This is a genomic window from Kitasatospora sp. NPDC048194 (genome assembly GCF_043202455.1).
Taxonomy (GTDB): domain Bacteria; phylum Actinomycetota; class Actinomycetes; order Streptomycetales; family Streptomycetaceae; genus Kitasatospora.
The window spans coordinates 20,384-41,643 of record NZ_JBIDAK010000046.1 but is presented as its reverse complement, the minus strand read 5'-3'; the positions used below and the strand labels follow the sequence as shown (position 1 = coordinate 41,643).

21 protein-coding genes are annotated in these 21,260 nt (G+C 73.9%); 13 read left to right on the top strand and 8 right to left on the bottom strand.

What is annotated here, in order from left to right; all coding sequences use genetic code 11:
- Positions 1 to 160: 160 nt before the first annotated feature.
- From ACGF07_RS33245 to ACGF07_RS33220, 6 genes are all read left to right on the top strand, one after another.
- Entirely contained in the window at positions 161 to 586 is a 426-nt protein-coding gene (locus ACGF07_RS33245; protein ID WP_350747013.1) for a hypothetical protein, read from the top strand.
- Positions 583 to 1,389 carry a nucleotide exchange factor GrpE gene (grpE, locus tag ACGF07_RS33240; protein WP_392904975.1) on the top strand — a complete coding sequence of 269 codons (807 nt, stop codon included), beginning with the start codon at positions 583 to 585 and terminating at the stop codon, positions 1,387 to 1,389. Before ACGF07_RS33245 ends, grpE begins: the two co-directional genes overlap by 4 nt.
- A gap of 31 nt (positions 1,390 to 1,420) precedes the next feature.
- On the top strand, positions 1,421 to 3,991 hold the full coding sequence (locus ACGF07_RS33235) for an Hsp70 family protein (protein ID WP_392904973.1): 2,571 nt from the start codon (positions 1,421 to 1,423) through the stop codon (positions 3,989 to 3,991).
- Positions 3,988 to 4,305, top strand: a complete 318-nt coding sequence (locus tag ACGF07_RS33230) for a hypothetical protein (protein WP_392904971.1) — start codon at positions 3,988 to 3,990, stop codon at positions 4,303 to 4,305. Before ACGF07_RS33235 ends, ACGF07_RS33230 begins: the two co-directional genes overlap by 4 nt.
- Positions 4,306 to 4,398: 93 nt before the next feature.
- The gene (locus ACGF07_RS33225; RefSeq protein ID WP_350747004.1) at positions 4,399 to 4,638 is read left to right on the top strand and encodes a chaplin; all 240 of its coding nucleotides are present in this window, start codon (positions 4,399 to 4,401) and stop codon (positions 4,636 to 4,638) included.
- Positions 4,639 to 4,776: 138 nt separating this feature from the next.
- Complete coding sequence (locus ACGF07_RS33220; protein ID WP_392904968.1) at positions 4,777 to 6,417, top strand: AMP-binding protein; 1,641 nt, start codon at positions 4,777 to 4,779, stop codon at positions 6,415 to 6,417.
- A gap of 138 nt (positions 6,418 to 6,555) precedes the next feature.
- Here ACGF07_RS33220 and ACGF07_RS33215 read toward each other — a convergent pair whose 3' ends face one another.
- Entirely contained in the window at positions 6,556 to 6,957 is a 402-nt protein-coding gene (locus ACGF07_RS33215; RefSeq protein ID WP_350747103.1) for a YccF domain-containing protein, read from the bottom strand.
- Between the two features lie 189 nt (positions 6,958 to 7,146).
- Positions 7,147 to 8,196, bottom strand: a complete 1,050-nt coding sequence (locus ACGF07_RS33210) for a YncE family protein (RefSeq protein WP_392904965.1) — start codon at positions 8,194 to 8,196, stop codon at positions 7,147 to 7,149.
- A 127-nt stretch (positions 8,197 to 8,323) separates the two neighbouring features.
- Between ACGF07_RS33210 and ACGF07_RS33205 the strand changes: the two genes are divergently transcribed.
- Together ACGF07_RS33205 and ACGF07_RS33200 are read left to right on the top strand one after the other, a co-directional pair.
- On the top strand, positions 8,324 to 9,244 hold the full coding sequence (locus tag ACGF07_RS33205) for a LysR family transcriptional regulator (RefSeq protein WP_392904963.1): 921 nt from the start codon (positions 8,324 to 8,326) through the stop codon (positions 9,242 to 9,244).
- A 450-nt stretch (positions 9,245 to 9,694) separates the two neighbouring features.
- Positions 9,695 to 11,506, top strand: a complete 1,812-nt coding sequence (locus ACGF07_RS33200) for an amino acid transporter (protein WP_392904985.1) — start codon at positions 9,695 to 9,697, stop codon at positions 11,504 to 11,506.
- Positions 11,507 to 11,731: 225 nt separating this feature from the next.
- Here the strand turns inward: ACGF07_RS33200 and ACGF07_RS33195 are convergent, their stop codons facing one another.
- Positions 11,732 to 12,421, bottom strand: coding sequence for a transglycosylase family protein (locus ACGF07_RS33195; protein ID WP_392904961.1), 690 nt, complete (start codon positions 12,419 to 12,421; stop codon positions 11,732 to 11,734).
- A 223-nt stretch (positions 12,422 to 12,644) separates the two neighbouring features.
- On the opposite strand from ACGF07_RS33195, the gene ACGF07_RS33190 reads away from it, so the two are divergent.
- Complete coding sequence (locus ACGF07_RS33190; protein WP_392904959.1) at positions 12,645 to 13,499, top strand: S-methyl-5'-thioadenosine phosphorylase; 855 nt, start codon at positions 12,645 to 12,647, stop codon at positions 13,497 to 13,499.
- A gap of 192 nt (positions 13,500 to 13,691) precedes the next feature.
- On the top strand, positions 13,692 to 15,293 hold the full coding sequence (locus tag ACGF07_RS33185) for a metallophosphoesterase family protein (protein WP_350744112.1): 1,602 nt from the start codon (positions 13,692 to 13,694) through the stop codon (positions 15,291 to 15,293).
- A gap of 115 nt (positions 15,294 to 15,408) precedes the next feature.
- Here ACGF07_RS33185 and ACGF07_RS33180 read toward each other — a convergent pair whose 3' ends face one another.
- On the bottom strand, positions 15,409 to 15,891 hold the full coding sequence (locus ACGF07_RS33180; protein ID WP_392904957.1) for a hypothetical protein: 483 nt from the start codon (positions 15,889 to 15,891) through the stop codon (positions 15,409 to 15,411).
- 229 nt (positions 15,892 to 16,120) lie between these two features.
- Here ACGF07_RS33180 and ACGF07_RS33175 point away from each other — a divergent pair, with 229 nt between their 5' ends.
- The 3 genes from ACGF07_RS33175 (at position 16,121) to ACGF07_RS33165 (ending at position 18,377) form a co-directional block, all read left to right on the top strand.
- Positions 16,121 to 17,032 (top strand): phosphorothioated DNA-binding restriction endonuclease, encoded by a 912-nt coding sequence (locus ACGF07_RS33175; RefSeq protein WP_392904955.1) that lies wholly within the window; start codon positions 16,121 to 16,123, stop codon positions 17,030 to 17,032.
- A 108-nt stretch (positions 17,033 to 17,140) separates the two neighbouring features.
- Positions 17,141 to 17,773, top strand: a complete 633-nt coding sequence (locus ACGF07_RS33170; protein ID WP_350744115.1) for an ATP-dependent Clp protease proteolytic subunit — start codon at positions 17,141 to 17,143, stop codon at positions 17,771 to 17,773.
- Position 17,774: 1 nt separating this feature from the next.
- Complete coding sequence (locus ACGF07_RS33165; protein WP_350744116.1) at positions 17,775 to 18,377, top strand: ATP-dependent Clp protease proteolytic subunit; 603 nt, start codon at positions 17,775 to 17,777, stop codon at positions 18,375 to 18,377.
- 120 nt (positions 18,378 to 18,497) lie between these two features.
- Here ACGF07_RS33165 and ACGF07_RS33160 read toward each other — a convergent pair whose 3' ends face one another.
- The 4 genes from ACGF07_RS33160 to ACGF07_RS33145 form a co-directional block, all read right to left on the bottom strand.
- Positions 18,498 to 18,908: a helix-turn-helix domain-containing protein gene (locus ACGF07_RS33160; protein ID WP_392904951.1), complete on the bottom strand. Its 411-nt coding sequence runs from the start codon at positions 18,906 to 18,908 to the stop codon at positions 18,498 to 18,500.
- Positions 18,909 to 19,018: 110 nt separating this feature from the next.
- A complete protein-coding gene (locus tag ACGF07_RS33155) occupies positions 19,019 to 19,285 on the bottom strand; it encodes an LPXTG cell wall anchor domain-containing protein (protein WP_392904948.1) in 267 nt (88 codons plus the stop codon).
- 98 nt (positions 19,286 to 19,383) lie between these two features.
- Positions 19,384 to 20,088 (bottom strand): sirohydrochlorin chelatase, encoded by a 705-nt coding sequence (locus ACGF07_RS33150; protein WP_392904946.1) that lies wholly within the window; start codon positions 20,086 to 20,088, stop codon positions 19,384 to 19,386.
- Positions 20,088 to 21,209, bottom strand: a complete 1,122-nt coding sequence (locus ACGF07_RS33145; RefSeq protein ID WP_392904944.1) for a uroporphyrinogen-III synthase — start codon at positions 21,207 to 21,209, stop codon at positions 20,088 to 20,090. The genes ACGF07_RS33150 and ACGF07_RS33145 overlap by 1 nt, the downstream gene beginning before the upstream one ends.
- Between the last annotated feature and the right edge of the window lie 51 nt (positions 21,210 to 21,260).

The following is a 21,260-nucleotide window of genomic DNA, read 5'->3' as shown; positions in this document are numbered from 1 at the left end:
CGTGCGCGGAGCCGAGGGGACGGAGCCGGTGCGCGGAGCCGAGCGCCGCGGAGAGTGGGGCGAGACGTGACCGCAGAGCCGTGAGTGAACCCGCCGTGGGTGAACCCGCCGTGAGTGACCAGCCGTGACCGACCAGCCGTGAGGAGAGGGGCCGCCCGCCATGCCACTGCACGAACCGTCGCCGTACGAGGTCCTGGGCATCCCGCTCACGGCCGGGGTGCGCGAGATCAACCTCTCGGTCGGAAAGGCGCTCAAGGCGGGCCGGTTCACCCGCCAGCAGATCCAGGACGCCGCCGCGCTGCTGCGCAACCCGGACCGGCGACTGGAGGTGGACCTCCAGCAGCCGCTTCCGCCGGAGCCCGTCGACCAGGCCGCCGACCTGCTCGCGCCCGCGCTCGCCGAGCCGCTGCTGGTGATCGAGCGCCCGCCGCTGCCGCCCGCCCCGGCCCTCCTCGCCCTGCACCGCGCCGAGTTGGCCGCCGACTTCGCCGAGCCCCCGCCCGGCGGCGCCGACCCCGAACCGCCCGTCCCCGTCCGCTACGCGGCCGACCTGTCCGTGCTGCCGCAGATCGAGGTACCCGAATGACCGACGCACCGACCGCATCCCTGCTCGACGGCCACCAGCGACTGGAGGTCCCGCCGGGCGTCGAATCCGTCGACCTGGACGGCAAGTTCAGCCAACTCCTCTTCCGGGCATCCCTGTTGGGGAGCAAGCTGACGGAGCAGAAGCAGGCCGCCCGGGCCGAGCAGCGCGAACTGCTGGGCGTGCTGGTCGAGGTGGACGACGCGCTCGCCGCGCTCGGCCTGGACCGCGAGCTGGTCGCGCTCGGCCGGGGTGCGGGCATCGAGGCGACCCGCCGGCGACTGCTCGGCCGGCTCGCCAAGGCGGGGGTGCGGCCGATGCGGCTGGAGGGCCTGGCGGCGGATCCGGCGCTGACCGAGATCGTCGGCACCGAGGTGCGGCCCGGGGTCGCGCCGGAGACGGTGGTGCAGACGGTGGTGACCGGCTTCTTCTGGGAGCAGGAGGTGCTGCGGCGGGCCCAGGTGGTGGTCGCCGCTCCGGAGTCGGCGCTGCCGGCGGTGGAGGACCCCCGGCTCACCGCGCCGGGGCCGGAGCAGCCCGAGCCGGAGACGCCCTCGAACGTGCGCCCGTCGTCGACCGAGGTCCCGTCGAGCGGGGCGCCGTCGACCGAGGGCCTGTCGGGCGAAGCACCGTCGGGCGGGGCGCCGTCGAGTCAAACGGCCTCGGACGAGGGGCCGTCGACCGAGGCACCGCCGAACGGGACGCCGGCGGGCGGGGAGGCCGCCGCCCGGCCGGTGCCGCCCCGGGTCCGTCGGCAGGCCAAGGCCGCGGGCAGGCAGGGCAAGCGCGGCAAGCACAAGAAGTAGCCAGGACCACGAGGGGCAAGAGGGGAACGACATGTACCGCACACTCGGCATCGACCTGGGCACCACCAACTCGGTGGTCGCCCACCTGCGCCGGGGCGAGCCGGAGATCATCTTCAACCGGCAGAACCAGGAGGCCACGCCCTCCGTGGTCGGCAGCGGCCGCAAGGGCGAGCTGCTGGTGGGCTCCACCGCGCGCAGCCGCACCGCCATCGACGGCGCCAACGTGATCCGCTCGGTGAAGCGCTTCATGGGCCGCAAGTTCAAGGACCCGCAGGTGCAGGCGGCCCTCAAGGAGGTCGACTACAAGGTCACCGCCGGCACCGACGGAGACGTCAACGTCTGGTTCAACGGCCGCTCCTACACCCCGATCGAGATCTCCGCGATCATCCTGCACCGGCTCAAGGAGGACGCCGAGCAGCGCCTCGGCGAGCCGTTCCACCGGGCCGTCATCACCGTCCCCGCGTACTTCGGCGAGCGGCAGGTCGCGGCCACCCAGGAGGCGGGCCGGATGGCCGGCCTGCACGTGCTGCGGATCATCAACGAGCCGACCGCCGCCGCGCTCGCGTACGGCCTGGCCGGGGACGCGAGCGAGGAGGGCCGGACCGTCCTGGTCTACGACCTCGGCGGCGGCACCTTCGACATCTCCATCCTGCTGCTGGTGCCCGGCTCGGTCTCGGTGCTCGGCATCGAGGGCGACAACCTGCTGGGCGGTGACGACTTCGACCGCGCGATCGCCACCGCGCTGCTGGAGGACATCCGCGAGGAGTACGGGTCGGACTACCAGCCCGACCTGCGCGACCGCCCGAAGATCGCCTCCACCGCCGAGACCGTCAAGATCGAGCTGTCCAACCAGCAGTCCTCCGAGGTCATCCTGCCGGGCCTGGGCGCCGGACAGCTGGTGCTGGAGACGGAGTTCGAGCGCAGCCGCTTCGAGGAGCTGATCGAGGCCCAGATCGAGCGGACCATCGAGCTCACCCACAAGGCCATCATGCAGGCCAACCTGACCGTCGGGGACATCGACGAGGTGGTGCTGGTCGGCGGCTCGACGTCGATCCCGCTGGTCGCCCGGCGGCTCGGCGAGGTCTTCGGCAACCACCGGATCAAGCGCGGCGTCAACCCGATGCAGTGCGTGGCACTCGGCGCGGCCGTGCAGTCCGCGCTGGTCGGCGAGGTGGAGTGCCCCGAGTGCCGTGCCCCCGGGGACCTCTCCGCCTCCAACTGCGCCAACTGCGCCACCTCCCTGCTCGGCGGCGACCGGGTGTCCTGCCCGACCTGCCACATCCCGGTGGACACCGCGGCCGCCGAGTGCCCCAAGTGCGGTCACGACATGGCAGGTTCGGCCACACCGGGCGCGACCGTGCCGAAGCAGGCGCAGTCCGTCACCGTGGTGCGCAGCGACAACTGCCCGCGCTGCGGCACCCCGGCCGCCCCCGGCGTCACCGCCTGCGAACTGTGCGGCGAGGCGCTCAACTCGGCGGCCCCCGGGCAGACCAGGGTGGCCTCCACCGCCGCCGAGGACGTCGGCCTGCGCTGCGCCGCGTGCGGGACGGTCAGCCCGCCCGGCAGCGAAGCCTGCACCGGCTGCGGCGAGTTGATGCAGGTCACCAACCCCTTCGACATCACCCCGAAGAACCTCGGCATCGAGCTGAACGACGGCCGGCTCGCCGTCATCATCCCCAAGAACACCAGCTACCCGACCAGTTCGCCGGTCAGCCGGGAGTTCGTGGTCTCCGGCAGCGGCCGCCAGCGGCTGGAGGTGGCGGTCTACGAGGGCGAGCACGAGATCGCCCAGCAGAACGAGCTGATCGGCCACCTCACCCTGCGGCTGCCCGAGGGGCTCGGCGGTCGTACGCCGGTGGAGGTCTCCTTCGGCCTCGACCGGGACCGCACGATCACGCTGTCGGTGCGGATCCAGGGCGGCGGGGAGAAGACCGTCAAGCTGGAGCGGGTCACCCTCGACCCCGAGCTGAAGGTGCAGGTCGAGGAGCAGCAGCGGCAGATCGAGTCCTTCACGGACCGCTGGGGCGGCGAGCTCACCGAGGCGGAGATGCGCGAGGCGCAGCGGCTGATGGACGCCCTGGACGACCTGGCGGCCGGGCAGACCCGCGGCCAGTCGGTGGACGAGGCCCTGGAGCGGGCGCAGCGCCAGCTGAAGGCCCAGCGCTGGGTGCGCGGCTCGGAGGCCTACCTGAGCCTGTTCATCCACTACTGCGAGAAGCACCTGGACCCGAGCGACCTGGACCGGCTGCGCTCGGTGGCCGCCGAACTGCGGCTGCGCCGGGAGGCGGCGGACTGGGAGGGCGCGATGCGGGCGGCCCAGAAGGCGGACGAGCTGTGCGACTCGCTCGGGCACACCTTCCGGATGCTCACCATGTGCAACGTCTACGTCAACCAGAGCATGGTCTCGCCGGCGCTGGCCCAGCGGATCATGGCGGAGCTGCGCGGGCTGGACGAGGCGGTGGAGGCCCCCAACATGGAGGCGGTCAACACCCACATGTCGAACCTGCTGGCCCTCTACGCGCAGGCGCAGCGGGAGCTCGGCAGCGAGCCGGCCGCCGAGTCGCTCGGCCCGGTCCGCCCGGAGGAGGCCGGTCCGCGATGAGCACCGTGACCCCCCTGGACGTGCTGTGCCCGCTGTGCAAGGTACCGGCGGACCGGCAGGCGCTGGGCTGCCCGTCCTGCCGGGAGGACCTGTCCGCGCTGTTCCGCCTGCGTTACGCCGGTCGGATCGATTACAACCGGGCGCTGGACGCCCTGGCGGCCGGGGACGGGGCGCTCGCACTCGGGCTGCTGCACCGCGCGGTGGCGGCCGAGCCCGGTCTTGAACCGGCCCGGGAGCTGCTGGAATCACTGACCGTGAGCGGATCCGCCGGGTCCGCCGCGGACCGGGAGCAGCGCGACACGCCCTCTGAGTGACCAATTCGGACGCTCCCGGACTGCCGTCGAGTTCCATCGGTGCGAGTGTGATCGTCACACCGACTGTTCGCCACCCTCACAAGGAGTGACGCAATGCGTATTCGCACCACCCTCGCCGCCACCGCGCTCGCCGCAGTGACGGTCCTCGCCGGCGCCGGGACCGCCGCGGCCGGCGACGCCACCGCCAACGGCATCGCCGCCAACTCGCCGGGCATCCTGTCCGGCAACCTGATCCAGGTCCCGATCAACCTCGAGGCCAACGTCTGCGGCAACTCGATCGACGTGATCGGGCTCCTCAACCCGGCGTTCGGCAACATCTGCATCAACGGGTGACAGCAGCACCGGGGCCGTCCGCCGCAGTCGGCGGACGGCCCCGGTGCCGTGTCCGCACCCCCGTTCGGGGGTGGCGGCGCGGGCCGGGGGCCGCGACCATGGTCCCTGTCCCGCACCGCCACACCCAGGAGCCAGCCCGTGCCGACCACCCCCGCCCCGCGCAGCTACGCCTCCGGCACCGCGGACGTCCCGCTGCTCGGCGACACCATCGGGGAGAACCTCGACCGCGCGGTGCGCGCCTTCCCCGACCGCGACGCGCTGGTCGACCGCCCCACCGCCCGCCGCTGGACGTACGCCCGGCTCGGCGCCGACGTGGACGCGCTGGCGCTCGGCCTGCTGGAACTCGGCATCGCCAAGGGCGACCGGGTCGGCATCTGGGCGCCCAACTGCGCCGAGTGGACCCTCACCCAGTACGCCACCGCCAAGCTCGGGGCGATCCTGGTCACCGTCAACCCGGCCTACCGGGCGCACGAGTTGGAGTACGTGCTGAACCAGGCCGGGGTCCGGCTGCTGGTCGCGGCGGAGCGCTTCAAGACCTCGGACTACGCGGCGATGATCGCCGACGTGCGGCCGAACTGCCGGGAGCTGGAACGCGTGGTGCTGCTCGGCAGCCCCGACTGGGACGCCCTGCTGGCCGCCGGGCGGGCCGCCGACCTGGCTCTCCTCGCCCGCTTCGCCGAAGGCCAGGGAGAGCTGGCCCCCGACGACCCGATCAACATCCAGTACACCTCGGGCACCACCGGCTTCCCCAAGGGCGCGACCCTCTCGCACCACAACATCCTCAACAACGGCTACTTCGTCGGCGAACTGCTCGACTATACCGAGCAGGACCGGATCTGCATCCCGGTGCCCTTCTACCACTGCTTCGGCATGGTGATGGGAAATCTCGCCGCCACCTCGCACGGCGCCTGCATGGTCATCCCCGCGCCCTCCTTCGAGCCCGGCGCCACCCTGGCGGCCGTCGCCGCCGAACGCTGCACCTCGCTGTACGGCGTGCCGACCATGTTCATCGCCGAACTCGCCGACCCGGACTTCGCCCGCCACGACCTCAGCAGCCTGCGCACCGGCATCATGGCCGGCTCGCCCTGCCCGAGCGAGGTGATGAAGGAGGTCATCGAGCGGATGGGCATGACCGAGGTGTCCATCTGCTACGGCATGACGGAGACCTCGCCGGTCTCCGCCCAGACCCGCACCGACGACCCGGTCGAGCGCCGGGTCTCCACGGTCGGCCGGGTCGGCCCGCACCTGGAGGTCAAGGTCGTCGACCCGGCCACCGGCCGCACCGTCCCGCGCGGCGAACCCGGCGAGCTGTGCACCCGCGGCTACTCCGTCATGCTCGGCTACTGGAACGAGCCCGAGCGCACCGCCGAGGCCGTCGACGCGGCCCGCTGGATGCACACCGGGGACCTCGCCGTCATGGACGAGGACGGCTACCTGGCCATCACCGGGCGGATCAAGGACATGGTGATCCGCGGCGGCGAGAACCTCTACCCCCGCGAGATCGAGGAGTTCCTCCACACCCACCCGGACATCCTCGACGTCCAGGTGATCGGCGTTCCCGACGCCAGGTACGGCGAGGAGCTGATGGCCTGGATCCGGATGCGGGAGGGCGCCGAGCCGCTCACCGCCGAGGCCGTCCGCGCCTACTGCACCGGGCGCCTCGCCCACTTCAAGATCCCGCGCTACGTGCACGTGGTCGACGAGTTCCCGATGACGGTGACCGGCAAGATCCGCAAGGTCGAGATGCGCGAGATGGCCGTCGACATCCTCGGCCAGTGACCCGCCCGGCGCGACGCGGCCCCCGCCCGCCCCACCCGTACGCCCGCGACGCCGCGCCGGCCGCCCCGGCCCCACCGGGAGCAGAACGGCTGCGGCCGGCGGGGCCGTCGCCCTCGCCGGCCGCAGCCGTCCGATGGACTACCGGGCGCCCCAGGGCTGATCGGTGGAGACGATCTCCCGGCCGAGCGGCGTCAGCGAGACCGGGATCATCTTGAGGTTGGCCCACCCGAAGGGGATCCCGATGATCGACAGGAACAGCGGGATGCTGGTCACCAGGTGCGCGAGGGCCAGCCACCAGCCGGCGAAGATGAACCAGATCACGTTGCCGACGAAGGACGCGGCCCCGGCGTCCCGCCGCTCCACCGCCATGCGCCCGAACGGCCACAGGATGAAGCCGGCGATCCGGAACGAGGCGATGCCGAACGGAATGGTCACGATCAGCACGCAGCAGATGATTCCGGCGACCACGTAGCCGATTGCCATCCAGATCCCGCAGAAGAGCAGCCAGATGACATTGAGAACGAATTTCACTGCACTCATATCCGGTACCTTCTCACGGCTGGTGGCGTTGCACACTGCGCTCCACCCGTGCCATGCCCGCCGACGCGGGTGTCCACGCCCTTAGGGGGTGTTCCTCAGAGGTCGGGAGCCGGCGGCTCCTTCGGGTTCGCCGCCGGGAACGGCCGCGCGCCGGCGGGTGGGCCGGCGCGCGGGTGGGGCGGGAGGGGTTCAGGGGCGGGGCAGGTAGGCGAGGCCGTGGGCGCCGGGTTCGGCGAGCTTGGGGAGGGTGAGGCGGGAGACGGGGGTGAGGGTGTCGAGGTCGATGACGTCCACGGTGGAGGAGACGACGCTGGAGACGTAGGCGAGGCGGCCGTCGGGGGAGGAGGTGATGGTGAGGGGGAACAGGCCGGTGTCGACGGAGCCAAGGCGCTCGTGGGTGTCGGCGGAGAAGACGGTGAGGCGGCCGGGGGTCTGCTCGCCGAGCTGGGCGCCGACGACGGGGCCGCGGGCGGAGCGGAACTCGCCGGCCAGGAGCTTGCCGGTGGAGGTCAGGTGGACGGGGATCACGGCGCCCTCGGTGGGCAGGGTGGCGGTGACGGAGGCCGAGCGGGCGTCGATCACGCGGATGCCGGGGCGGGCGTCGTCCCGGGCGGCGAAGCCGAGGTAGGGGGCGGCCACGTAGGCGTGGACGTTGTCGGGGGAGACGGTCAGGCCCTCGCTGCCGGGAACCTCCACCTTGGCGGTCAGCACGCCGCGGTCCAGGTCCACGACGGAGACGAACGGTGCCTCCTTGTTGGTGGCGAAGCCCGTACGGCCGTCCGGGGAGACGGCGAACCAGTGCGGGCCGGGGGCGTCGGTGTCGATCCGGCCGATCGGGCGGCGGGTCGCGGTGTCGATGACCACGACCCCGCCGGGGCGGTCCGGCGAGGCCTCGACGCTGACGTAGAGGCGGCGGCGGGCGGGGTCCAGGGCCAGGCCGTGCGGGCCGTGCTCGGGCGCGAGGTCGATCACCTCGACGATCCGGCGGCTGTCGGCGTCGATGACGGTCACTTCGGTGCGGTGGCCGGTGTGGGCGTTGTAGTACCCGGAGCGGTACGCGGTGGTGCACCACAGCAGGCGCTCGGTCGGGTCGAAGCACAACTCGTGGGGCTCGGCGGGGACTTCGACGGTGCCGAGGAGCCGGTCGGTGGCGGCGTCGAAGAAGGAGACGGTCGCTCCGCTCTGGCTGACGGCGGCGAGGACGTCGCCGGCGCGGTGGGAACGGGGGTCGGTCGGCACGGGGCGCTCCTTGGATGGACTTCCTGGTGGACGCCTCCCACCTTCGGCGGCCCGGGCCGCCCGAACAATGCAAGGATGAGCACGGGATAGTTGACGGAACTGCAAAAGTGCAGCTCAGGAGTGCCGAATGGATCTCAACCTGTTGCGGACCCTGGACGCCCTGCTCCAGGAGAACAGTGTCACCCGCGCCGCCGAACGGCTCGGCAGCTCGCCGGCGGCGGTGAGCCGGACGCTGGCCCGGCTGCGCCGCGCGGTCGGCGACCCGCTGCTGGTACGGGCCGGGCAGGGCCTGGTGCCGACCCCGCGGGCGGTCGAACTGCGGGAGGAGGTGGGCGCGCTGCTGCGCGGCGCCGAGAACGTGCTGCGGCCCGGAGCCGGGTTCGACCCCGCCCACCTGGACCGGACTTTCACGGTGCAGACCAGCGACCTGGTCCTGGTCCGGGTGGCGGGCCCGCTGAGGGAACGGATCCGTGCCGAGGCGCCGGACGTCGACGTGGTGTTCCTGCCGGAGTCGCTGGAGGGCGGCCCGGCGCTGCGCCAGGGGCTGGTGGACGTCGAGGTCGGCGTGCTCGGGCAGTTGGATCCGGAGATCCGCACCCGGCCGCTGGTGAGCGCGCCGGTGGTGGGCGTGGCGCGCGAGGGCCACCCGCTGTTCGAGGGGAGGATCACCGCCCGGCGCTTCGCCGCCGCGGACCACATCGGGGTCTCCCGGCGCGGCAAGCGGCTCGGTCCCATCGACGCCGCGCTCGCCGCGCGCGGGCTGCGGCGCCGCGTCGCGGTCGTGGTGCCCAGCCACACCAGCGGGCTGCTGCTGGCCCGGGACAGCGACCTGGTCTCGCTCTGCCTGGCGGACTGGCTGCCGGACACCCTCGGGGCGCTCGGCCTGCGCACCTTCCCGATCCCGCTCGGGCTCGCCCCGCTCGAGCTGGGGATGGCCTGGCATCCGCGGAACTCGGCCGACCCGGGCCAGCGCTGGTTCCGCGAGCACCTTGCGGCGGCCGTACGGCAGGCGCGGCAGCCGTCCGCCGCGCCCTCACCGGCATCATGACCGCTCCCGGACACCGCCCGTCCCCGCGTTCCACGCCTTGAGACGCGGGGGGCCGCAGGACCCGCCCCCGCTCCCGGCGCCGGCCCCGCAGTACCGGGCCACCGGCTCCGACCTGCGGTTCCATGACGTTTTCTTAACGCGGGCCGATGACGCATCCTTGACGGCGGTCGCATAGCCTGTCGCACTGCCGTCGCCCGACGGCGCTTTCACGGGGTTGCGAACAAGAGGTGCAAGGTGACTTCGTCGGGTTCGACGGACACGGCGACGGAGGATCCGTCGTCGGCGCGAATACGGCTCCGCAGCTGGCTGCTCGAGGACATGTCTCCGGACAAGGCCGCCAAGGGGGCCGACGCCGCGCAGGCGCAGGCGGAGCAGGATGGCGCGGAGTCGGGGGACTCCGCCGGGCACGCCGACCACGGCGCCCACGCGGGCCAGCGCTGGTGGCGCGTGATGTGCCTGACCGGCCTGGACTACTTCTCCACGCTCGGCTACCAGCCGGGCATCGCCGCCCTGGCCGCGGGCGTGCTGTCGCCGATCGCGACGATCGTGCTGGTCGTGGTCACCCTGCTGGGCGCCCTGCCGGTCTACCGGCGCGTCGCCCAGGAGAGCCCGCACGGTGAGGGCTCGATCGCGATGCTGGAACGGCTGCTGTCGTTCTGGAAGGGCAAGCTGTTCGTCCTCGCGCTGCTCGGCTTCGCGGCGACGGACTTCCTGATCACCATCACGCTGTCCGCCGCGGACGCGAGCGCGCACCTCGTGGAGAACCCGCACCTGAACAGCGTGCTCGGCGGCAAGCAGGTGCTGATCACGCTGATCCTGGTCGCGCTGCTCGGCGCGGTCTTCCTCAAGGGCTTCAGCGAGGCGATCGGCCTGGCCGTCGTGCTGGTCGGTGTGTACCTGGCGCTCAACGTCGTCGTGGTGGCCGTCGGCCTGTGGAAGATCATCGAGGCGCCGCACGTGGTCACCGACTGGACGGCCGCGCTGACCGCCCAGCACGGCAATCCGATCGTCATGGTCGGCGTGGCCCTGGTGACCTTCCCCAAGCTCGCGCTCGGCCTGTCCGGCTTCGAGACCGGCGTCGCCGTGATGCCGCACATCGAGGGCCGGCCCGGCGACACCGACGCCGCCCCGACCGGCCGGATCCGCGGCGCCCGCAAGCTGCTCACCACCTCCGCCGTGATCATGAGCTGCTTCCTGATCGCCACCAGCTTCATCACCACGCTGCTGATCCCGGCCGACCAGTTCAAGCCCGGCGGCGACGCCAACGGCCGTGCGCTGGCCTTCCTGGCGCACCAGTACCTGGGCGGCGCCTTCGGCAGCGTCTACGACCTCTCGACCATCGCCATCCTGTGGTTCGCCGGGGCCTCCGCCATGGCGGGCATGCTCAACCTGCTGCCCCGCTACCTGCCGCGCTACGGCATGGCCCCGCACTGGGCCCGTGCCGTACGGCCGATGGTGATGGTGCTGACCCTGATCGGCTTCCTGGTCACCTGGCTGTTCGACGCCGACGTCGACGCCCAGGGCGGCGCCTACGCGACCGGCGTGCTGGTGCTGATCAGCTCGGCGGCCATCGCGGTGACCATCGCCGCGTACCGGAAGCGCGAGCGCGGCTGGACCATCGGCTTCGCCGCGATCGCGGCGATCTTCCTCTACACCACCGTGCTGAACTGCATGGAGCGCCCGGACGGTCTGAAGATCGGTGCCTGCTTCATCGCCGGCATCATCCTCGTCTCGCTGCTCTCCCGACTGCGCCGCGCCTTCGAGCTACGGGTCACCAACGTGGTGCTGGACGACGTGGCGGAACGTTTCATCCGCGACTACGCCCACCGCCCGCTGCGGCTGATCGCCAACGAGCCGAGCAACCGCGACGTCGCCGAGTACCGCGACAAGATCCGCCAGATCCGCGCCGACAACGACATCCCGGGCGAGGACGACCTGGTCTTCGTCGAGGTCACCGTCCGCGACGCCTCCGACTTCGAGGCCGAGCTGACCGTGCGCGGCGAGGTGCTGCACGGCCGCTACCGGGTGCTCACCCTGGAGAGCTCCAGCATCCCCAACGCGATCGCCGCGCTGGCGCTCACCGTCCGGGACCGCACGGGGCAGCAGCCGCACCTGTACTTCGAGTGGACCGAGGGCAACCCCTTCGCCCAGTTCCTGCGGTTCTTCCTGTTCGGCCAGGGCGAGGTCGCGCCGGTCACCCGCGAGGTGCTGCGCGAGGCGGAGCCGGACCGCGCCCGGCGCCCGCGCGTCCACGTCGGCTGACGGCGCCGCGGCCCCGGCGCCGCGTCCGCACGGTCGCGGCCCGTCCGCACCGCCACGGCCCGTCCGGTCCCCGAGGACCGGACGGGCCGCCGCCGTTCCCGTCGCGGCACGGGGCGCCGCCCACGCGGGGAGGGGAGGCGTGGGCGGCGGGTCCGTGCGGTGGTGCGGTGCTGCGGCGGCCCTTGAGGACCGGGCCGGGGTGCGGCGGGTGGCGGTGCGGCGTCGTCAGGACGGCAGGCGCAGCGCCAGGCCGGGCTGGATGAGGTCCGGGTCCTCGCCGATCACGGAGCGGTTGAGCGCGTAGAGGGCGGGCCAGCCGCCCGGGACGCGCAGCGCGGCGGCGAGCCCGTCCAGGGTGTCGCCGTCCCGGACGGTCACCCGGCCGTCCTCGGTGGGGACCGGCGCCGGCAGCGGGGCACCGGGCGGCGGCAGGACGGCGTCGCGCCCGTGGTCGCGGGTGGCCTGGTGGCCGCGGTCGGCGCCGCGGCCGGCGTCGTGGCCGTCCCGACCGTGGTCGGACCCGGGGCCGCGGCCGCCGACGGCGCGCGCCCCGCAGACCGGCCAGGGGGACAGGCCGCGGCGGTCGGCCAGGTGCTGGGCGACGGCGATCTGGTCCTCGCGACTGGCCAGGTCGGCGCGCGGCGCGCGGGCCAGGCCGCCGTTCTCGCGCCAGGTGGGCTGGTCGAACTGGAGGCCGCCGTAGTAGCCGTTCCCGGTGTTGACGTGCCAGTCGCCGCTGCTCTCGCAGGCCGCCACGCGGTCCCAGTCGTACGCCGCGCCGTCCGACCTCCCGCCGGGATCGGCCCCGGAGTCGGCGCCCGGCGGAGCGGCGTGGGCCGCGGGGGCGGCGACGGCCACGGTGAGGGCGCAGAGCGCGGTGGGGACGAGGCGGCGGAGGCGGGCGGTGGAAGGCATGGGCGGCTCTCAGGTCCGGGGACAGGGCGTGCGCCGTCCGGAGAAGGCGCTCCTCCACCGACCCACACCGGGCGGGGCACGCCGCCGCCGACACGACCGGGAAGTCACCCGCCCGGCCGCCCGGTACCACCCCGGCGGCCCGCGGCCATCCGGCCGTACGCCCGTTTCCGGGCGTCCCCCTACAGTGGCCGGAACACCGCTCGAAGAAGGGGACGGACGAACGATGGCGATCGATCAGGGCACCGCGCGCGCCGAGTTGGGTGTGATCGGCGGATCCGGGCTGTACGCGCTGCTGGACGAGGTCACCGAGGTGCGGGTCGACACGCCGTACGGACCGCCCAGCGACGCGCTGTTCCTGGGCGACGTGGCCGGGCGGCGGGTCGCCTTCCTGCCCCGGCACGGCCGCGGCCACAAGCTGCCCCCGCACCGGATCGACTACCGGGCCAACCTGTGGGCGCTGCACTCGCTGGGCGTGCGGCAGGTGCTCGGACCGTGCGCCGTGGGCGGGCTGCGGCCGGAGTACGGGCCCGGGACGCTGCTCGTGCCGGACCAGTTCGCCGACCGCACCTCGGGCCGGGTGCAGACCTACTACGACGGGCAGCCGCTGCCCGACGGCACGGTGCCCGAGGTGGTGCACGTGTCGATGGCCGACCCGTACTGCCCGGCCGGCCGGCGGGCCGCCCTGGAGGCCGCGCGGGAGGCGGCCTGGGAGCCGGTGGACGGCGGCACGCTGGTGGTGATCGAGGGCCCGCGCTTCTCCACCCGGGCCGAGTCCCGCTGGTTCACCGCCAACGGCTGGTCGGTGGTCGGCATGACCGGACACCCGGAGGCCGTCCTCGCCCGTGAACTCGGGCTCTGCTACAGCTCCTTGGCGCTGGTCACCGACCACGACGCCGGGGTGGCGAGCGGGGACGGGGTGACCCACGCGGAGGTGCTGGAGGTCTTCGCGGGCAACGTGGACCGGCTGCGCACGGTGCTGTTCAAGGCGCTGGAGCGGCTGCCCGCCGAACGGGACTGCGTCTGCTCCCACGCCCTGGACGGCCTCGCCACCGGCCTGCCGGGCGTCCCCGGCAGCTGACGGCGGCCCGCCCGCCGCAGGGGCGAGGCGGCGAGGCGGCGCGGGCGGGTGCGGCGGCGCGGGTGGTCGCGCTGGCGCGGGCGGCGCGCGTGGCGTTCAGCCACCGTTCGCCGTACCCACGGGCGGACGTGGTGCGGACGTACCGTCCGGCTGGGAACCTCCTGGGCGTTTCCCGGAGCCCAGGAGGCCGCAGTGGCGTCACATCCCTCTCGTAGAACCGTCCTCAGGGCGGGCAGCGCGGTCGGCGCGCTGACCGCCCTGCCCGCGTCCACCCTGCTGTGGACCCAGCCGGCCGTGGCCGGCACGCCCGGCCCGGAGCAGGTCCACCTCCAGTGGGGCAACGACCCCTCCCGGGAGATGACCGTCTCCTGGGCGACGGCCGCGTCGGTCAGCAGGCCCCGGGTGCGGATCGGCACCCCGCGCGGCGGCGTCGGCCGCACCGTCGAGGCCGCCAGCCGCAGCTACGTCGACGGCCTCAACAAGGTCGAGACGTTCACCCACCACGCCCGCCTGGACGGGCTGCGCCCCGACACCACCTACGTCTACGAGGTCCTGCACGACGGCGCCGGACCGGTCCGCGGCACCTTCCGCACGGCGCCCCGCCGCGGCCGCGCCGGCTTCCGCTTCACCAGCTTCGGCGACCTCGGCACCGGCGACGCCGCGTTCAAGAAGTCGTCCGTCCACGGCGCCGCCGCCGTCCGGCAGGTCGAGCAGTTCGCGCCGCTGTTCCACCTGCTCAACGGCGACCTCGCGTACGCCAACAGCAACCCCCAGCTCCAGCCGCAGGCCTGGAACGCGTTCATGAACAACCTGGCGACGTCGGCCGCCAACCGCCCCTGGATGCCGGCACCGGGCAACCACGAGGTGGAGGCCGGCGGCGGGGACCTCGGGTACGCCTCCTACCTGACCCGCTTCGAGCTGCCCGACAACGGCACCCGGGACCACTGCGGCAACTGGTACAGCTTCCAGGTGGGCGCGGTGCTGTTCGTCACCCTGGACGGCAACGAGATCGCCGTCGAGGACGACGCCAGCCTCGACCCGGCCACCGGGCGGTCCATCTACATCAGCGACTACAGCGAGGGCGCCCAACTCCGCTGGCTGGAGCGGGTGCTGGCGCGGGCCCGGAGCGGGCGGCAGATCGACTGGATCGTGGTCAACCTGCACCAGTTCGCGATGTCCTCCTCGGCGGCCAGCCACGGCGGCGACATGGGCATCCGGGAGAAGCTGCTGCCGCTGCTCGACCGCTACTCCGTCGACCTCGTGCTGGCCGGCCACGACCACGACTACGAGCGCACCCACCCCGTCCGCGGCACCGAGCCGGGCGGCCTGCTCACCCCGGCCGTCGTCGACGACGACCTGCGCCGGATCGACACCTCCCGGGGCACCGTCCACCTGATCCTCGGCGGCGGCGGAACCGCCGGCTCCGACGACGTCTACCTGCCCGCCGACCCGGACGGCGTGCGCGAGGCCAGCGTCCGCACCCAGCGCCTCACCTTCAAGGCCGACCCGGACGCCAAGGAGAAGGCCCACTGGTCCGCCGTCATCGACCCCGACACCACCCACCCGTACGGCGTCGCCGTCTTCGACGTGGACCCGGGGCTGGTCCCGGGCGGACGGACGACCATCACGGTCTCCTACTACCACTCGGTGCCGGCCACGGCCGCGAACCCCGTCCCGACGCCGGTGCTGTTCGACCGCTTCACCCTCTACCGCGACCGCAGCGACGGCTGGGGCGACGACGACCAGGGCGAGGACGAGAACTCCCGGGGCGAGCACGCCGCCGTCCGGCGGTAGCCGACTCCCGGACGGGAGCCCGCCGCGCGCTGCACCGGAGGGCGGCCTCCGCGCAGGAAGTCGGCCCGCCCGACTTCCTGCGCGGAACGCGGGGGGACGCGATGCGGTGGGCCGATCACACCAGGCGGACCGCACCGGGGAGCAGATGCAGCTCGTAGGGCGTGCAGCAGTCCGACATCTCGCTCCCGACGACGGCGCCGCACGGACAGGCCCGGTTGGGCGGGCCGTCGCCGGGGGCGCCGCAGCACCCGGGCGGTCCGCCCGGCGCGGAGTGCCAGGTGAGGCCGGGCGCGTCCGCGGGGTGCAGGACGAAGGTGTTCCGTGGCCCGGCCGAAACGACGACCAGGCCATCGAGGTTGCTGATGCACGGACCACCGGGGTAGGCGGCCGGAAAGCCGTCCTGGTCCTCGGCAGGTACGAACGGCGGCCCGTGCGGCTCCGGGTCGACGGCATAGTGACCGCGGGACATGGTGGGGGGAGCCTGCCGCCGGCCGTCCACGAGTACCCCCTCGAACTGGTGCCGGGCAGGAACGGCCGGAAGGAGCTCGAGGGCGGCCGTGAGGGCCTCACCGCAGGCGGCGCAATGAAAGGTCGTCATTGCCCACCGGTCTACAGCGCCGGCCCTCGGGGCACAACGTGTTTTCGGCCCGGCGCTCGGAGCAGTGCCGGGTCTGCTGCGCAGGAAGTCGGCCGGGTCGACTTCCTGCGCCGAGGGCAAGGGGTCAGGCGGCGGCGTCCCAGGCGGGGAAACCACCTGACGACGTGAGCCGAGCCCGGCGTGATCGCCGGGTCGGAGCCGATGCCGGTGCGCCACTACCCTGACCGGCATGGACTGGCTGGATCGGGTCGCCCGGCTGAGGCGATGGACGAGCAACGGTGTCCGCGCGCCGCACAAACCGCTGCTGCTGCTCTACGCGCTGGGAAGCTACCAGCGGGACGCGGAAGGGGAGTTGCGCTACACCGCGGTCGAGCAGGAGCTGAAGCGGCTGCTCGCCGAGTACGGGCCGTCGAACCCGACCACCCCCGCGTACCCGTTCCACCACCTGGTCAGCGACGGCGTCTGGGAGGTCCGGACGGATCGCGGGCCGGGCAGCCCGGGGAGCGGGATCGGGGTGCTGCGGTCGAGCGGGGCCACCGGCCGGCTCGCGGCCGAGCTGCGGGCGGCGCTCGGCCGGGACCCGGCGTTGTTGAGCCGGATGGCCCGGGTGCTGCTGGACGACCACTTCCCGCCGTCCCTGCACGAGGACCTCTGCGAGGCCGTAGGACTGGACCCGGAGGAGGCCGGCACCGGGATCGCGGGACGTACCGCCCGACGGCAGCGGGACCGGCGGATGCGCGAACTGATACTCACCGCCTACGAGTTCCAGTGCGCGTTCTGCGGGTACGACGGGGCCCTCGGCGCGAGCGCGGTCGGACTGGAGGCCGCGCACGTGCGGTGGTGGTCGCACGACGGGCCGGACGCGGTCGACAACGGGCTGTGCCTGTGCTCGCTCCACCACAAGCTCTTCGACAAGGGCGTCCTGGGGGTGGGGGAGGGGCGTCGGATCCTGGTCTCCCAGCGGTTCGTCGGCCGCAGCGAGGCCAGCCGGCAGCACGTGCTCGCACTGGCCGGACGGCCGGTCATCGGGCCGCAGGCGGGCAATCCGCCGGTTGCGGACCGGCACCGGGAGTGGCACGTGCGGCAGGTGTTCCACGGTGCCGCGCGGAAGCCCCTGGAGCAGGCGGCGGAGGTGGTCTGACGCTCTGCCCGCGGCGAATCCGCTGCGGGCAGAGAAAACGGGTCCGGCGGGCCTGCGGGGGCGAGAGTGGAGGGCAACGGCATCCCCGCCTCGACGAGGAGGAACCAGATGAATCCATTCGACGCGCCCCGCGCGGAGCAGGGTGACACCCCGCCCAGCGCCTTCGACGACCACCTCGCGGCGCAGCTGCTCGCGCAGCGGATCGTGCTGCTGGGCACCCAGGTCGACGACGTGTCGGCGAACCGGGTGTGCGCGCAGCTGATGCTGCTGTCGGCGGAGGACCCGCGCAGCGACATCGGCCTGTACATCAACAGCCCGGGAGGGTCGGTCACGGCCGGGCTCGCGATCTACGACACCATGCGGCTGATCCCGAACGACGTCTCCACGCTGGCGATGGGGTTCGCGGCCAGCATGGGCCAGTTCCTGCTCACCGTGGGGACGCCCGGCAAGCGGTTCGCGCTGCCGAACGCGCGGATCATGATGCACCAGCCCTCGGCGGGCATCGGCGGCACCGCCGCGGACATCGAGATCCAGGCGGAGAACCTCCAGTTCACCAAGAAGGCGATCGAGCGGATCACCGCCGAGCACACCGGTCAGAGCGAGGAGACGATCGCGCGCGACGGCGACCGGGACCGCTGGTTCACGGCGGCGCAGGCCGTGGAGTACGGGCTGGTGGACCGGGTGGTGGAGTCGGTCGCCGACATCCGCCCGGCCTCGTCCCGCCGACGGATGGGGCTCTGACATGGGGTCGTACACGGTTCCGTACGTCATCGAGCGGACAGCGAAGGGCGAGCGGTCCTACGACGTCTTCAGCCGGCTGCTGAACGAGCGGATCATCTTCCTCGGCACCGAGATCGACGACGGGGTCGCCAACGTGGTCATCGCCCAGCTGCTCCACCTGGAGTCGGAGAGCCCCGAGCGGGAGATCTCGATCTACCTCAACTCGCCCGGGGGGTCGTTCACTTCGCTGATGGCGATCTACGACACCATGACCTTCGTGCAGGCGCCGATCTCCACCTTCTGCGTGGGCCAGGCGGCGTCGACGGCGGCGGTGCTGCTGGCGGGCGGCGATCCCGGTCGGCGGTTCGTGCTCCAGCACGCGCGGGTGCTGCTCGGCCAGCCGGCCAGCGGCGGGCGGCGGGGGATGGTCTCCGACCTGAGCCTCGCGGCGAAGGAGATGATCCGGATCCGCTCGCAGGTGGAGGAGGTGCTGTCCCGGCACACCGGGCACGACGTGGCGACGCTGCGTGCGGACATGGACCGGGAGAAGGTGCTCACCGCGGAGGAGGCCGTCGCGTACGGGCTGGCGGACGAGGTGCTGAGCCGGCGGCTCGCGTTCACCTGATCCGCGGAGCGTGTCCGGCGGCCGGGACCACGGGGGTGTACCGGCCGCCGGACAGCTCAATCACCGGACAGCTCGACCATCGGACGGCTCGATCACCGGACGGGTCGACCACCGGACGGCTCACGCGGCGAGGCAGAGGCCGTTGGTCCGGGCCGACGGCGCCGTACGGCGGTGGGCCGACCGGCTGCGGGTGTGGCGGACGAGTTCGTCCTGGGCGAGCGAGAGCAGGTCACCGAGGCCGAGTCCGAGGGCCCTGGCGGCGGCCGCGAGCACCTCGGAGGAAGCCTCCTTGCGCCCGCGCTCCAGCTCGGAGAGGTACGGCATGGAGATCCGGGCCTCCTCCGCGACGTCCTTCAACGTGCGCTCCTGGGCGAGTCGTTCGCGTCGCAGGACGTCTCCGACCAGGTCGCGCCAGAGGGGTTCCTTCGGCGCGGGCGGTTGCGGGGTGCCGTTCCTCCCATCGGAACCGGGCGGTGAGGTCTGCGGACGCAGCGGGATGACGCGGGCTTCGTTCGGCGCTTGAGTGCTCACCCCTCCAGCCTAGGCAATCGGGGCGCCGGGGGAAGGGCACGGGGTTCTGCCCTGGGTGAAGCCGCGCACCCCTGGTGAAGCCGCGCCCCGGGACGGGGGTTGCCGTACCGTCAGCGGCGCCGGCCGACGTACACCGCCGCGCCGCCGGCGGCCACCAGGGCGGCTGCGGCGACCCCGGCGGCGACCAGGAGGCCGTCGTCGGTGCCCGTGGCGGCCAGTGCCGGAGCGGCCGTGGCCGGCGTCGTCGTCGCGGCCGGGAGCTGCGGGTTGGCCCGCGGCGAGGCGGTCGGTGCGCCCGAAGCCGCCGTCGGGGACGGTGTGGTGGCGGGCGTCGCGGTGGTGGGCGTGGTGGTGGAGCTCGGCGTGGGCGTCGGCACCGGGGCGGCGCTGGTCGGGCCGGCGGCAGCAGCTTCGCGACGCTGCTCCAGCCGCGGGCGGGATCAGCCGGACGGTGACCGGCAGCCGGCTTCAGCGGTCAGGCGGCCGCGGCGAGCCGGGTGGCCGCGTGGGCCTGGTCGTAGCGGTGGAGGACCAGCCGTGCCACGGCCGGGTGGGCGCCGAGCGGGGCGCCGCTCCAGCGGGCCGGGGTGGTGGCGGCGCGGCGGGCGAAGAAGCCGGGGGAGAGGAGGTACGGGGCCAGCGCGACGGCGGGGTGGCCGGCGGCCTGGAGGGCGGCCACCGCCTGGTGGGGGGTGGGTTCGGCGGCCGAGAGGTGGGCGGGGGCGACGGGGCGGCCGAGACGGGTGGCCAGGAGCTCGGCCATCCTGGCGGTGTCGGCGAGGGCGCTGGGGTCGGAGGAGCCGGCGCCGGCCAGGACCACGGGCGCGTCGGCGGGGGCGCCGGCCTCGGCGAGGCGGTCGGCGAGTGCCTCGGCGAGCAGGGGGTGGGGGCCGAGCGCCGGGGCGAGGTGGGTGGGCGGGAGGTCGGCGGTGGCGAGCGCGGCGGGCAGGTCGACGCGGACGTGGTAGCCGGTGCCGAGGAGGAGGGGGACCAGGATCGGCTGTGCGCCGGACAGGTGGGCGAGCGCCGCGGCGAGCGCCGGCTGGGCCAGGTCCAGGAAGCCGCAGCGGACGGTCAGTTCCGGCCGGAGCGAGCGAACCAGGCGCAGCAGCGCGCGGGTTGCGGTGCGGGCCGCCGGGTCGCGACTGCCGTGGGCGACGGCGAGCAGCACCGGTGCCATCAGCCCGCCGCCAGCCGGTAGCCGCGCTTGGGGACGGTGCGGATCAGCGCGGCGTGCGGCCCGAGCGCCGCCCGCAGCCGCCCGACCGCGGCCTCCACCGCGTGCTCGTCGGCGGTCGCGTCGGGCCAGGCCGCGCGCAGCAGGTCGGCGCGGCTGAGCACCCGGCCGGGCCGTTCGGCGAGGGCCCGGAGCACGGCGGCGCCGCGCGGGCTGAGCAGGTGGCTCTCGCCGTCGACCAGCGCGGCGTTCCCCTGGAGCGTCAACAGGCCGTCGGGCAGCGCGATCTCGCGGCGGCCGCGTCCGGGCAGGGCCTCCGCGAGCAGCCGTACGAGCGCGCCGAGCCGGCCGCGTTCCGGGTGGACGGCGGACAGGCCGAGGTCGGTGAGCGGCCGGGCGCACAGCGTTCCGACGCAGACCGGCAGGACGTCCGCGCGCAGGGCGTCGAGCAGCGCCCCGTACAGCCCCTCGGCCTCCGCCGCGGCGAGCAGCGCGGTGATCGCCGGGGCGCTGGTGAAGGTGAGGGCGTGCACCTGGCGGCGGACGGTCTGGTCGAGGAGCCGGCGCACCGCGCCCGGGTCCTCCGGGGGCGCCCAGCGGTAGACCGGTACGGAGATCACCTCGGCGCCGCGTTCGCGCAGTGCGGCGGCGAAGGCGTCCAGGCGGACCCCGTGCTCCTGCACGGCGATCCGGCGCCCGGCCAGCGGACGGGCGAGCAGCCAGGTGAGCAGTTCGTCGGTGGCCTCGGTGCCGGGGGAGTAGCCCTCGTCCAGGCCGCTGGCCCGGACGGCGCCGGTGGCCTTGGGGCCGCGGCTGAGCACCACGGCGCCCCGGCAGGCCTCGGCGAGCGCGGCACCCCGGCCCCAGCCCTCGGCCGCGCTCATCCAGCCGCGCCAGCCGACCCCGGTGGTGGCCACCACGTAGTCGAGCGGTGCGGCCAGGCAGCGGTCGGTGGCCTCGCGCAGGGCGAGGTCGTCGGCGAGCGGCAGGATGCGCAGCACCGGGGCCTCGACCACCTGCGCGCCGCGCCGGGTGAGCAGGGCGGTGAGCTCCTCGCGGCGGCGCGCGGCGGTGACCCCGACGGTGAAGCCGGTGAGGGGGCCCGGCTGGGGGAGGGTTGCCATGCCGGTCAGCCTGCGGTGCGCGTGTTACGGGGGCATTGCCCGGCCGTCACC

Excerpts from the sequence above, each read along its gene's own strand:
- ACGF07_RS33245 (WP_350747013.1), top strand. The coding sequence starts at position 161 with ATGCCACTGCACGAACCGTCGCCGTACGAGGTCCTGGGCATCCCGCTC.
- grpE (WP_392904975.1), top strand. The coding sequence starts at position 583 with ATGACCGACGCACCGACCGCATCCCTGCTCGACGGCCACCAGCGACTG.
- ACGF07_RS33235 (WP_392904973.1), top strand. The coding sequence starts at position 1,421 with ATGTACCGCACACTCGGCATCGACCTGGGCACCACCAACTCGGTGGTC.
- ACGF07_RS33230 (WP_392904971.1), top strand. The coding sequence starts at position 3,988 with ATGAGCACCGTGACCCCCCTGGACGTGCTGTGCCCGCTGTGCAAGGTA.
- ACGF07_RS33225 (WP_350747004.1), top strand. The coding sequence starts at position 4,399 with ATGCGTATTCGCACCACCCTCGCCGCCACCGCGCTCGCCGCAGTGACG.
- ACGF07_RS33215 (WP_350747103.1), bottom strand. The coding sequence starts at position 6,957 with ATGAGTGCAGTGAAATTCGTTCTCAATGTCATCTGGCTGCTCTTCTGC.
- ACGF07_RS33205 (WP_392904963.1), top strand. The coding sequence starts at position 8,324 with ATGGATCTCAACCTGTTGCGGACCCTGGACGCCCTGCTCCAGGAGAAC.
- ACGF07_RS33200 (WP_392904985.1), top strand. The coding sequence starts at position 9,695 with ATGTGCCTGACCGGCCTGGACTACTTCTCCACGCTCGGCTACCAGCCG.
- ACGF07_RS33195 (WP_392904961.1), bottom strand. The coding sequence starts at position 12,421 with ATGCCTTCCACCGCCCGCCTCCGCCGCCTCGTCCCCACCGCGCTCTGC.
- ACGF07_RS33190 (WP_392904959.1), top strand. The coding sequence starts at position 12,645 with ATGGCGATCGATCAGGGCACCGCGCGCGCCGAGTTGGGTGTGATCGGC.
- ACGF07_RS33180 (WP_392904957.1), bottom strand. The coding sequence starts at position 15,891 with ATGACGACCTTTCATTGCGCCGCCTGCGGTGAGGCCCTCACGGCCGCC.
- ACGF07_RS33175 (WP_392904955.1), top strand. The coding sequence starts at position 16,121 with ATGGACTGGCTGGATCGGGTCGCCCGGCTGAGGCGATGGACGAGCAAC.
- ACGF07_RS33170 (WP_350744115.1), top strand. The coding sequence starts at position 17,141 with ATGAATCCATTCGACGCGCCCCGCGCGGAGCAGGGTGACACCCCGCCC.
- ACGF07_RS33165 (WP_350744116.1), top strand. The coding sequence starts at position 17,775 with ATGGGGTCGTACACGGTTCCGTACGTCATCGAGCGGACAGCGAAGGGC.
- ACGF07_RS33150 (WP_392904946.1), bottom strand. The coding sequence starts at position 20,088 with ATGGCACCGGTGCTGCTCGCCGTCGCCCACGGCAGTCGCGACCCGGCG.
- ACGF07_RS33145 (WP_392904944.1), bottom strand. The coding sequence starts at position 21,209 with ATGGCAACCCTCCCCCAGCCGGGCCCCCTCACCGGCTTCACCGTCGGG.